Origin of the sequence: Allofranklinella schreckenbergeri (assembly GCF_003703475.1) — a bacterium.
GTDB classification, from domain to species: domain Bacteria; phylum Pseudomonadota; class Gammaproteobacteria; order Burkholderiales; family Burkholderiaceae_C; genus Lampropedia; species Lampropedia schreckenbergeri.
The window spans coordinates 144,093-156,399 of record NZ_RDQM01000001.1 but is presented as its reverse complement, the minus strand read 5'-3'; the positions used below and the strand labels follow the sequence as shown (position 1 = coordinate 156,399).

8 protein-coding genes are annotated in these 12,307 nt (G+C 64.1%); all 8 read right to left on the bottom strand.

Annotation, left to right across the window (positions count from 1 at the left end; translation table 11 throughout):
* Positions 1-2: 2 nt before the first annotated feature.
* The 8 genes from EBQ26_RS00655 to EBQ26_RS00620 all read right to left on the bottom strand — a co-directional run bounded on the left by EBQ26_RS00655 (position 3) and on the right by EBQ26_RS00620 (position 12,271).
* Entirely contained in the window at positions 3-1,982 is a 1,980-nt protein-coding gene (locus tag EBQ26_RS00655) for a recombinase (protein WP_122237099.1), read from the bottom strand.
* A gap of 252 nt (positions 1,983-2,234) precedes the next feature.
* A complete protein-coding gene (locus tag EBQ26_RS00650) occupies positions 2,235-4,568 on the bottom strand; it encodes an arginine/lysine/ornithine decarboxylase (RefSeq protein WP_122237098.1) in 2,334 nt (777 codons plus the stop codon).
* Between the two features lie 313 nt (positions 4,569-4,881).
* Complete coding sequence (gene lldD / locus EBQ26_RS00645) at positions 4,882-6,057, bottom strand: FMN-dependent L-lactate dehydrogenase LldD (RefSeq protein ID WP_122237097.1); 1,176 nt, start codon at positions 6,055-6,057, stop codon at positions 4,882-4,884.
* A 101-nt stretch (positions 6,058-6,158) separates the two neighbouring features.
* Entirely contained in the window at positions 6,159-6,893 is a 735-nt protein-coding gene (lldR, locus tag EBQ26_RS00640; RefSeq protein WP_122237096.1) for a transcriptional regulator LldR, read from the bottom strand.
* A gap of 81 nt (positions 6,894-6,974) precedes the next feature.
* The gene (gene lldP, locus EBQ26_RS00635) at positions 6,975-8,660 is read right to left on the bottom strand and encodes an L-lactate permease (RefSeq protein WP_122237095.1); all 1,686 of its coding nucleotides are present in this window, start codon (positions 8,658-8,660) and stop codon (positions 6,975-6,977) included.
* A gap of 357 nt (positions 8,661-9,017) precedes the next feature.
* The gene (gene ugpB / locus EBQ26_RS00630; protein ID WP_122237094.1) at positions 9,018-10,325 is read right to left on the bottom strand and encodes a sn-glycerol-3-phosphate ABC transporter substrate-binding protein UgpB; all 1,308 of its coding nucleotides are present in this window, start codon (positions 10,323-10,325) and stop codon (positions 9,018-9,020) included.
* Positions 10,326-10,572: 247 nt separating this feature from the next.
* A complete protein-coding gene (locus EBQ26_RS00625; RefSeq protein ID WP_122237093.1) occupies positions 10,573-11,331 on the bottom strand; it encodes a class I SAM-dependent methyltransferase in 759 nt (252 codons plus the stop codon).
* An 85-nt stretch (positions 11,332-11,416) separates the two neighbouring features.
* Entirely contained in the window at positions 11,417-12,271 is an 855-nt protein-coding gene (locus EBQ26_RS00620; protein ID WP_122237092.1) for a TatD family hydrolase, read from the bottom strand.
* Positions 12,272-12,307 lie beyond the last annotated feature (36 nt).

The window sequence follows — 12,307 nt, the reverse complement described above, 5'->3', positions numbered from 1 at the left end:
GCCTAAGTCTCTTCCGCCTCCTTGCTGACTGGCTCTTTGGCGTCTTTGGTCGCGGCTGGTTTGGCGGCCACGGGCAAAAACAGCGCCCGGGGCTGGGCGCGGATTTGGCGGGCCAGGGCGGCGAGCAGGCGGCTGGGGGTGGGCAGGCTGGTTTCGCGGGCGCGCAGGGCTACGCGCAGGGCCAGGAAAAAGCTCAGCCACAGGTTGACCATGCCAATCATCAGCACATACAGCAGGCCCAGCGCCAGCGCCTGCCAGCCCAGTGAGGCGCTGCCGGCGGCGTAGCTGAGGTTGGCCGAGGAGAAGGCGATGTGGCGGATGTCCAGCGGCAGGTGCAGCAGGTGGCCGATGTAGGGCGTGACGCCCAGCAGCACGCCGAAGTAGAAGTTGCCGTGCAGCGCGCCAAAGTGCGCGTGCAGGTAATCGGCCAGGCGTTGCTGGCGCGCTTGGCCCAGCCAGCGCAGCGCCGGGTGGGCGGCCAGGCGCTCGCGCAGGCGCAGGTAGTCGGCGCGGTTGTCGTAGTAGCCGGAGATGATGCCGGCGCAAAACAGCCACAGCGCGGCGATGGCGGCATACCACAGCGCGGCGATGGGTTGCAGTGCCTTGAGCTGATAGGCCACTTCGTCAGCGCTGAGCAAAGCGCCGCCGGTGTGGCGCTGGTACAGCCAGGCCAGCGCCGCGGCGGTGAGCATGGCCAGGCTGATGTTGCCTAGCACGGCCACGCTTTGCGAGCGGTTGACGCTGATGAGCAGCTCTGCCAGATGCTTGGGCAGGTTGCGGCTGTTTTGGCCTTGCTGCACGCTCTCGGCCATGCTGGCGGCGGTCATGGCCGGTTGTTTGGTGGCGATGGTGCAGCCCAGCAGGTGGACGATGACAAAGCCCAGGCCGTAGTTCAGGCTGATGAGCAACGTGCTCCACAGGGGGGCGAGCTGCCAGCGGGCAATCTCGATTTTCAGCAGCGCCATCAGGGCGATGACGATGCCCGCGCCGGCGGCTGAGCGCAGCATGTGCCACCACTCTTTGGCGGTGGTGGTGATGTAGTGCTCGCCATGCGCGCTTTTGCTGGAGCTGATGCTTTTGCTGAGCATGCCCGCGCTGGCGCGCACGAAGGCGCGGATGCTGCGCTGCTCCAGGCCGCTGTTGAGCATTTGCCCCAGTTGCACCAGCCAGGCGCGGGCGCTGCTTTCTTCGCGCTCGCCGGTGAGGATGGTGAGGATGCCTTCGAGCCGGTCCAGGCTTTGCTCCAGCCGCTCCAGCAAGTGGGCGGTGGTCAGCGAGGCGCCGCTTTGGTTGCCCAGGCGGCGCAGGTGGGCCACTTGTTGGCGGCTTTGGTCGAGCATGACTTCCAGCGGCGCGGTATCGGGCAGGGGCTGGCCCGCGCGCACGGCTTCGACGAGGTTTTGCACCTCGCGTTGCAGGCTGAGAAAGGCGGAATCGACCTCCAGCAGGCGCGGGTTGAGGCGGATCAGATCGGGGTTGAGGTCTTCGCCTGCCACCCACAGCGCCAGCATTTCCGCGCCGCGCAGCAGTTGCTCGCGCACATAGCGCTGGCTTTGCGGGCCGAGTTCGTCATGGCCCAGCTGCTCGTGCAGCCGCAGCCACTGGCGTGGGGTGATTTGGTTGAGCCAGTCCAGATCGCTGGGGCGCAGCACGGTTTGCAGCACGTCCTCGAACAGCTCCAACTGGTGCGGCGGCGGGTTGAGGCGGTCGTAAATGCGGCGCTTGAGTTCGCGCATGAAGTCCTGGCGCGAGTAGATGCCGGTGCGGATCAGCCCGTTGGAGAGGCGGCAGCCTTGCAGCCATTGGTGGTAGAGCACGGCCAGATGGGCGCAGGCGGCTTCATCGGCCTTGAGCGCCTCGATGAAATCGCGCATGGCCTCGTCGGCCCGCGTGGCGTGGGCGCGCAGGTAGCGCACCAGGTGCTGCAAGGCGGTGGGAAAGTCGGGGCTTTGGGCAAAGGGTTGCAAATCCACAGGGGGCATGGGCGAGAGGGGCAATGCGGGGGGAAACTTTGGGCGGTGTGGCGGCGCTTGAGGTGGAGTATTTTCTACATCAAAAGAAAAATGATTTTATGCATATCATGCCGAAATTCGGTGATTTTTTTACTTTTGAATGATAGAAGTGCCTGCCTGCGGCGTTGCGTGAGGCAGGCTTTGCGCAGGGCGCGACGGGTGAGAGTGCCGGGTGCGCCAGGCTGTCTGGCGCATTTGGGGCCAACGACCTTGGGCAGGCTGTTACTGCGCCACGCAGTCAGCAAAAAAGCGCTTGCTGCCGTCGGGCGCCACTTCCACTACCAGGCCGTGGATGTCGGTTTCAAAGCCGGGCAACTGGGTGGCGAACTCGCGCGCGAACTTGAGGTAGTCCACGATCTTGCGGTTGAACACTTCGCCGGGGATGAGCAGCGGGATGCCCGGCGGGTAGGGGGTGACCAGGCCGACGGTGATGCGCCCTTCCAGCTCGTCAATGGGCACGCGCTCGGTCTGGCGGCGCGCGATGTGGGCGTAGGCATCGGCCGGGCGCATGGCGGGGGTGAGGTCGGAGAGGTAAATCTCCGTGGTCAGCCGCGCAATGTCGTACTTGGCGTAGAGCGCGTGCACGTGCTGGCACAAGTCGCGCAGGCCCATGCGCTCGTAGCGCGGGTGCTGGTGGCTGAACTCGGGCATGATGCGCCACAGCGGCTGGTTTTTGTCGTAGTCGTCCTTGAACTGCTGCAGGGCCGTCAGCAGCGTGTTCCAGCGGCCCTTGGTGATGCCGATGGTGAACATGACGAAGAAGCTGTACAGGCCCGTTTTCTCCACCACCACGCCGTGCTCGGCCAGGAATTTGGTGACGATGGCGGCGGGGATGCCGGTGTCGGCAAAGTGCCCGTCCAGATCCAGCCCGGGCGTGACGATGGTGGCCTTGATGGGGTCGAGCATGTTGAAGCCGTCGGCCAGGTCGCCAAAGCCGTGCCAGTTGCTCGAAGCCTTGCGGGCTTTGCGGCTGCGGCCCTTGGCGGGCGCGGCTTCGCTGGCGCTGCTGCTGTCATCGCTGCCGCGGATGATCCAGTCGTCCGAGCGGCCCACGCCGTGTTCGGCGAGTTTTTCCGGCCCCCAGACTTTGAACCACCAGTCGTTTTTGCCGAAGTCTTCTTCCACCTTGCGCATGGCGCGGCGAAAGTCCAGCGCCTCCAGCAGGCTTTCTTCCACCAGCGCCTGGCCGCCGGGCAGCTCCATCATGGCGGCGGCGACGTCGCAACTGGCGATGATGCTGTATTGCGGGCTGGTGCTGGTGTGCATCAGATAGGCTTCGTTGAACAAGGCCCGGTCGAGCTTTTGCTTTTGCGAGTCCTGCACCAGCACGTGGCTGGCCTGGCTGATGCCTGCCAGCAGTTTGTGGATGGATTGGGTGGAATAGACCACGCTGGTCTTGGGGCGGGGGCGCTTGCGGCCCATGGCGTGGTAGGTGCCATAGAAGGGGTTGAAGGCGGCGTGGGGCAGCCAGGCTTCGTCAAAGTGCAGGTTGTCCACGTAGCCGTCGAGCATTTGCTTGATGGTTTCGGTGTTGTAGAGCACACCGTCGTAGGTCGATTGCGTCAGCGTCAGCACGCGGGGTTTGACCTTTTTCGCGTCCACGCCCTGGAGCAGCGGGTTGGCGCGGATTTTCTTGCGGATGGTGGCGGGCTCGAACTCATCCTTGGGGATGGGGCCGATGATGCCGTAGTGGTTGCGCGTGGGCTTGAGAAAGACGGGAATCGCCCCGGTCATGATGATGCTGTGCAGGATGGACTTGTGGCAGTTGCGGTCCACCACCACCACGTCGCCCGGCGCCACGTTGTGGTGCCAGACGATTTTGTTGGACGTGCTGGTGCCGTTGGTGACGAAAAAGCAGTGGTCGGCATTGAAGATGCGCGCGGCGTTGCGCTCGCTCTCGCCAATGGCGCCGTTGTGGTCCAGCAGTTGGCCCAGCTCCTCCACGGCGTTGCACACGTCGGCGCGCAGCATGTTTTCGCCGTAGAACTGGTGGTACATCTGGCCGATGGGGCTTTTGAGGAAGGCCACGCCGCCGGAGTGGCCGGGGCAGTGCCAGGAGTAGGAGCCGTCGTCGGCGTAATCGAGCAGGGCCTTGAAAAACGGCGGCTGGATGCTCTCCAGATAGCTTTTGGCCTCGCGGATGAGGTGGCGCGCGACGAATTCGGGCGTGTCCTCGAACATGTGGATGAAGCCGTGCAGCTCGCGCAGGATGTCGTTGGGCAGGTGCTGGCTGGTTTTGGTTTCGCCGTGGATGTAGATGGGCACTTCGTCGTTGCGGCGGCGCACTTCGCCGATGAAGTCGCGCAGCTTGGCGATGACTTCGGCCTCCTGGTCGCCTTCGCTTTCGGCCAGTTCCTCGTCGTCGATGGAGAGCACGAAGGCGCTGGCGCGGCTTTGCTGCTGGGCAAACTGGCGCAAATCGCCGTAGCTGGTGGCGCCGACGACTTCAAAGCCTTCTTTCTCGATGGCTTCGGCCAGCGCGCGAATGCCCAGGCCGGAGGTGTTGTCGGAGCGGTAGTCCTCGTCAATGATGACGATGGGGAAGCGAAATTTCATGAGGGCACTCCTGCAAGGTGCGATGGCCAGAAAGCGCTTGTCCCCAAAACCGTGGCAGGGCGCCCAATCCCGGGGATGAGCGCGGCGCGTGGATTTTGAGGACAGGCTCCAAGGACAAATGAAGCGCTGCCCGCCCGGCAAAGGGCTGTCCTTCACGGGGCGGGCAGTGCGGCAAAAGGTGCGCAGTGTAGCGCCTTGGCTGGCGCGCTGTGCTGCGCAGGCTTGGGTTGTTTTATTTATAAATCAATAGGATAAAAAACTGCCTTGTTTCGGCATGATGGTGGTTATTTTGAATTTACTTTGAATTGTAAATTTATGAGGCTTGCGGGGTGTGCGCTGACGCCAGTGCGTCCACGTCGCGCGCCAGCAGGTCGCTGGTGATTTCGCCCACGTTTTTCACGCTGGTCAGCGTCATGGCCACGCGCATTTCCTTGAGCATCAAGTCCAGCAGGTTTTCCACGCCAGCCTGGCCGCGCGCGGCCAGGGCATAGACGAAGGCGCGGCCGATCATGGTGCAGTCCGCGCCCAGCGCCAGCATGCGCACCACGTCCAGGCCGTTGCGGATGCCCGAATCGGCCAGGATTTTGATCTGGCCCTTGACGGCATCGGCAATGGGCGGCAGCGCGCGCGCCGAGGAGAGCACGCCGTCGAGCTGGCGCCCGCCGTGGTTGGAGACGACGATGCCGTCCGCGCCAAAGCGCACGGCGTCCTTGGCGTCCTCGGGGTCGAGAATGCCTTTGATGACCATCGGCCCCGTCCAGAAGTCGCGAATCCATTCCAGGTCTTTCCAGGAGATGGAGGGGTCGAAGTTCGCGCCCAGGTAGCCGATGTAGTCCTCCAGGCCGATGACGCGGCCGGTGTATTTGGAGATGTTGCCCAGATCGTGCGGCTTGCCGTGCAGGCCCACGTCCCAGGCCCATTGCGGGTGCAGCGCGGCTTGCAGGTAGCGGCGCCACTTGGCGTTGGGGCCGCTCATGCCGGAGTGGGCGTCGCGGTAGCGCGCGCCGGGCACGGGCATGTCCACGGTGAAAACCAGCGTGGAGCAGCCCGCAGCCTTGGCGCGCTCCAGCGCGTTTTTCATGAAGCCGCGATCCTTGAGCACATAGAGCTGGAACCACATGGGCCGCCCGATGGCGGGGGTGACTTCCTCGATGGGGCAGACGGAGACGCTGGAGAGGCAAAAGGGCACGCCTTTGTTGTAGGCCGCCTTGGCCGCCTGCACTTCGCCGCGCCGCGCGTACATGCCCGTCAGGCCCACGGGCGAGAGGGCCACGGGCAGGGCGAGCTGCTCGCCGAACAGCTCGATGCGGGTGTCCAGCTCGCTCATGTCCTTGAGCACGCGCTGGCGCAAGGCGATGTCGGCCAGGTCTTCGACGTTGCGGCGCAGGGTTTTCTCGGCGTAGGCGCCGCCGTCGATGTAGTGGAACAAAAAGGGCGGCAGGCGGCGCTGGGCAGCGGCGCGGTAGTCGCTGGCGGAGGAGATGATCATGGCTCGCTCGCTTTCTGGGTTAAAGGGGGTGAAGGGAAAGTCAATAGGGGCTGAGCAATAGGGGCCGTATGAGGGGGGCGTCTGGAAGCGTCTGCGGGGCCTCACGCGGGTTGGGGCTGCAAGGTGCGGGTCTTGCCGTGCAACTGGTGCACGCTGTCGCGCACATAGCCCAGGTGCTGCTCGATGGCTTGGCGCGCGCCGTCGGCATCGCCCTCGATGATGGCCTGCATCAGCGCGTAGTGCTGCTGGGTGAGGGCCTCGGCGGTTTGCGCTTCGCTCATGGCAAAAATGGCGCGGCGACTTTGCAGCACGGTGCTGGAGAGCAGCTCGAACAGGCTGTGCATGACGCGCAGCAGCACCACGTTGTGCGAAGCCTCGGCAATGGCCAGGTGAAACTGCACATCGGCTTGCGCCGAGAGCTGGCTTTGGCCGCTTTGCTGGTGGCGCACCATCGCGTCGAAACAGCGGCGGATGCGCTCCTTGTCCACCGTGGTGGCGCGCTGGGCGGCCAGCCAGGCGGTGCTGCTCTCCAGCGCGGCGCGCGCCTCCAGCACATCGAAGGAGTATTCCGGATCGCTGAGGATGGGCGCTTTGGGTTCGATCTGGCCGGGCAGCAAAAAGGCGTTGCTGGGCGCTTGCACATAAGTGCCGTCACCCCGGCGGGTGCTGAGAATGCCCTGGCTGGCCAGCAGCCCGATGGCCTCGCGCAGTGAAGGGCGCGAAACGCCCAATTGCTGCGCCAGCGCGCGCTCGGCGGGCAGGCGCTGGCCGGGCTGCCATTGGCCTTGCCCGATCCATTCTTGCAGCCGCTGGGCGACTTGTTCGGCTAAGCGCATGGGGCGAATCTTTCTTTCAGACGGGCGGTGCGGCGAAGGCGCGGGGCCTGCCGCCGAACCGCATGGGGGCGACGGCGGATTTCAGTGCGGAATCATCCACGGCAGCACATAGGCTTGCAGCGTGGTCATGGCGCCGATGATGACCGCAAAGATCAGGCTGTGCTTGACGGTGAAGCGGAACAGATCGGATTCGCGCCCGGCCAGCCCCACGGCCGCGCAGGCAATGGCAATCGATTGGGGCGAGATCATCTTGCCCGTCACGCCGCCGGTGGTGTTGGCCGCCACCGTCAGCACCTCGGGCAGGCCCAACTGCTGGGCCGTGGTGGCTTGCAGCGCGCCAAACAGGGCGTTTGCCGAAGTATCCGAGCCGGTGAGGAACACGCCAATCCAGCCCAAAAAGGGCGAGAAGAAGGTGAACGCATCGCCCGTGTGCGCCAAGGCCAGCGCCAACGTGGCCGACAGGCCCGAGTAATTGGCGATGAAGGCAAAGGCCAGCACCATGCCGATGGAGTAGATGGGCAGGGCCAATTCCTTGAAGGTTTCCGCCAGCGTGCAGGCGGCCTGGGCCGGGCGCATGCGCAAATACAGGATGGTCAGCAGCGCTCCAATCATGATGGCCGTGCCGGTGGCGGAGAACCAGTTAAAGGAATACACCGCGCCATAGGGCGAGGCGCTGGCGACCACGGGCGGCATTTTTTCCACCAGGTTGTGCAGCATGGGCACGGGGATGGCAATCACCCAATCGGCCAGCGCGCCGCCCTTGGCGAACAAATCCTTGAAGGGCTTGAGGCTCCAGATCGTCACCATCGCCGTGAGGATGATGAAGGGCGACCAGGCCTTGAGCACCTTGCCCAGGGTCAGCTGCACTTCGGCCTCTTTCTGCGCCTGGGCCTGCTGGGCGGCCACGGCCTGGGCGCCGCCTTCGGTTTCGAAGCGGAAGATGCGCTTGGGTTGCCAGACCTTGAGAAACAGCGTCAGCGCCACCAGCGAGACGATGGCCGAGGTGATGTCCGGCAGCTCCGGCCCGATGTAGTTGGCGGTGAGAAACTGCACGATGGCAAAGCTGCCGCCGCCCACCAGCACGGCGGGCCAGGTCTCCTTGATGCCGCGCCAGCCGTCCATGATGGCCATCAGCCAGAACAGCACGATGATGGTCATGAAGGGCAATTGCCGCCCGGCCATCTGGCTGATGGCCATCGCATCCACGCCCGAGACCTGCCCGGCCACGATGATGGGAATGCCCATGGCGCCAAAGGCCACCGGCGCGGTATTGCCAATCAGGCACAGGCCCGCGGCATACAGCGGCTTGAAGCCCAGGCCCACCAGCAGCGCCGCCGTGATGGCCACCGGCGCGCCAAAGCCCGCCGCGCCTTCCAGAAACGCGCCAAAGCAAAAGCCCACCAGAATCAATTGCAGCCGCTGATCGGGCGTGATGGACAGGATCGAGGAGCGGATCACATCGAACTGCCCCGTCTTGACCGAGACTTTGTAGAGAAACACGGCGGCGACGATGATCCAGGCAATCGGCCACAGCCCGTAGAAAAAGCCGTACACGCCCGAGGCCAGCGCCGCCGAAACTGGCATGCGATAAAACAGCAGCGCCACAGCCAGCGCCAGCAGCACCGTGATGGTGCCGGCCACATAGCCTTTGAGGCGCAGCTTGGTCAGCGCCAGGAAGAAAAAGATGATGGGGATGAGCGCAACCAGCGCCGAGACCCAGACGTTGCCCGCCGGGTCGTAGTTTTGTTGCCAGATGGTGGGATCCATAGCCCGAAGCTCCATGTCATAAAAAAATGAACAACCAGCCGCAGCGGCGGCAGTGCGCGCGCCACTGGCTGGGTTGCGGCCTGCGCATCGGGCTGGGTGGGAATTGGTGGAGCCCACTATTGGTCATACCAATTTTGCCTTGCGCGAAAACGCGGCGTGATTCTGGAGATCGATCGGCCGAAGCGAATTGGGGGAAACCCTTGAAAATGCCTATCGGTCTGAATCGAATCGCATTTTGGTCATACCAATTTGGGGCAAAGATTGGCTGTGAAATGGCACAAAAAAACGCGCCGAGGGGCAGTCCCTGGCGCGTGGATTGCCATGCCCAGCAGGCATGGCAAGTGATGCAATGGCGGCTTAGCGGTTGTTGGCTTTCTCGAAGCGCTCCAGCTCCTCGTTGCCGCGTTTGACGATGGCGTCCAGCGCGTCTTTGGGCGATTTCTTGCCGGCCCAGATTTGCTCGGTTTCCTCGTCGGCGATGGTGCGGATTTGCACGAAGTTGCCCAGGCGGATGCCGCGCGATTTGTCGGTGGTCTTGCGGATCATCTGCGTCACGGCCACGTCGGTGCCGGGTTTTTCCTTGTAGAAGCCCGATTGCTCGGTCAGCTCAAACGCGGCGGTAGTCACGGGCAGGTAGCCGGTGCGCTGGTGGCTGGCCGCTTGCACTTCGGTTTTGGAGAGGAAGTTCAGGAAATCGGCCACGCCTTTGTATTCCTTGGCGCTCTTGCCCGAGAGCACCCACAGGCTGGCGCCGCCGATGGCGGTGTTTTGCGGTGCGCCTTCCACGTCGGCGTAGTAGGGCAGGGTGGAGATGCCGTAGTCGAATTTCGACTCCTTGGCCAGGAGGGAGTACACGCCGGAGCTGCCGGTCATCATGGCGCATTCGCCAGCGGCGAAGATGGTGTCGGCCTTGTTGCCGCGGCCTTTGTAGACAAAGCTGCCTTCCTTGGCGGCCTTGGCCAGGTTTTCAAAGTGGCGCAGGTGCAGCGGGGAGTTCACTTGCAGGCGGGCGCTGTTGCCGTCAAAGCCGTTGTTGGCGCTGGCGAACAAGGTGTTGTGCCACAGGGAGAAGCTCTCCAGTTGCGTCCAGCTGATCCAGCTGGTGGTAAGGGCGCATTTGTGGCCGCTGTCTTTGAGTTTGGTGGCTGCTTCAAAGACTTCGGGCCAGGTTTTGGGGGCTTTTTCGGGGTCCAGACCGGCGGCCTTGAAGGCGTCCTTGTTGTAGTAGAAGACGGTGGTGGAGCTGTTGAAGGGGTAGCTGAGCATCTGGCCGTTGGGGGCGGTGTAGTAGCCCGTCACAGCCGAGATGTAGGCGTTGGGGTCGAATTGGAAGCCCGCGTCGTCGAGTACTTTGCCCACGGGCACGGTGGCGCCTTTGGCGGCCATCATGGTGGCGGTGCCCACTTCAAAGACTTGCAGCAAATGCGGCGCGTTGCCGGCGCGGAAGGCGGCGATGGCGCCGGTCATGGCCTCGTCGTAAGTGCCTTTGAAGGTGGGCACGACGCGGTATTCGCTTTGGCTTTCGTTGTATTGCTTGGCCAGGTCGTTAACCCATTCACCCAGGGCGGCGGACATGGAGTGCCACCATTGGATTTCGGTCTGGGCTTGGGCGCCGGTGACGGCCAGGGCGGCCGCAGCGGCCAGGGTGATGTGACGCAATTTCATCGGTTCTCCTTGGATGAGGACAAAAGAAAGGGCGATGGTAAGTCAGATTTGTTGCAGTTTTTTGACCTTCGCGCTGCTGCGCGCATCCCGCAGCTTGGGGCTGGGGGATGAGGCGCGCCCGCTGGCGGGTGCGTGTGTGGTGGGGGTGTTTTCTATTAATTGGAAAAATTGATTCTATGTATAAGTTGCCAAAAACAGGTGATTTTATTTCCTTTTGATTTGAAAAATGGATGCGATCGGCTTTGGGTCAGGGCGTGCCGCGCCAGGTTTGCAGGGCATGCACCCAGAGGCGAGCGGGGAGCTTCCAGCGGCGTTCGATTTCTTCGGCCCGTTCGCGCAGCACGGGCATGGGCACGTCTTGCGGCTGCCTGCGTGCGAGGATGACGGTGTTGCCTTCGCGCGTGGGTTTGAAGTGCCACAGGTGCGGGCCGAAGGCGCTGGCGATGTGGCGCATGTTGCGCTCGAAGCTGGCGCTGCGGCCAAAGAGGTTGACGCTCATGCAGCCGCCGGGGACGAGCATGTCCCAGCAGTGGCGGTAGAACTCGGCGCTCTCGAGCACGGGGCCGGCGGCTTCGTGGTCGTAGAGATCGACTTGCAGGGCATCGACGCTGGCGTGCCAGTCGGGGTCTTGCACGGCATCGGCGGCATTGGCCACCAGCACTTGCAGGCGCTCGTCGTTGGCGGGCAGGCGAAACCAGCGCATGCAGGCTGCGACGACTTGGGGGTTGAGCTCGATGGTGGTGGTGCGCATGCCCAGGCGGCGGTAGCAGAACTTGGTGAGCGCGGCGGCGCCCAGGCCCAGTTGCATGGCATGGCGCTCGGCGACTTCATCGGGCGGCACGAACAGCAGCCAGGCCATCATGCGCTGGACGTATTCCAGCTCGATGTCGATGGGGCGGGCGATGCGCATGGAGCCTTGAATCCAGGGCGAATCCAGGTGCAGGTGGCGCACGCCGTCTTCTTCGGAGATGCTGACATCGGGCAGGCAGGCGGGGGTGTGGGGCATGGTGGGGTTGTTCTATCAAAGGAAAAGCGATTTTATACGCAATATGCCGAAACACATGGTTTTAATTTCCTTTTGATTTGTAATTTTAGGTGGTTTCAAGGGCTTGCACGGCTGGCATCAGCGCTTGCAGCCGGGGCAGGGCGGCCAGCGCGTTGCGATGGCTTTGCTGCATCCATTGTTCAAGGGGCAGGCCGCGCAGGCGGGCGATTTCGGCGGCGATGCGCGGCAGCTCGGCGGGGTTGTTGCGGCCCTGGGGCTGGCCGTTGGCGCGGGCCTGGGCGGGTACGTACAGCCATTGCGGGGGGATGTCGGGTGCGTCGGTTTCCATCACGATGGCGTCGGCGGGCAATTGCGCGGCCAGGCGCCGCAGTTGCAGGGCGCGCTCGTGCGTGGCTGCGCCGCCGAAGCCGAGTTTGAAGCCCAAATCCAGCAATGCGTGGGCTTGCTGGAGGCTGCCGTTGAAGGCGTGGGCGATGCCGCCGTGCGCAAAGTGCGCCTGGCGCAGTTGCTTGAGCACGGCATCGACGGAGCGGCGCACGTGCAGCAGCACGGGCAGGCGCTGGGCCTGGGCCAGGCGCAGTTGCTCGCGCAGCGCCTGGGTCTGCCAGGCGGCGTCGAGCGTGGCGTCGAAAAAGTCCAGCCCGATCTCGCCCACGGCGACCAGCCGTGCATCACTTTCGTGGGCTTGCAGGGCGTGGGCCAGCGCGGCCAGGTCGCCCGGCTGGCTTTCGGGGGTGTAAAGCGGGTGGATGCCCAGCGCATAGGCATCGCCAAAAACATGGGCGCACTGGCGGGCCGCGGCCCAGGTGCGCCGCGCCACGGCGGGGATGACGCAGCAGATGACCCCGGCGGCGCGGGCTTGCGCGCGCACGGCGGCGCGGTCGGCGTCGAACTCGGGGGCGTCGAGGTGGCAGTGGGTGTCGATCCAGCAGGCGGGCATGGGCAATTTCACGGGGTGGGCGGGGGCGTATTGTCT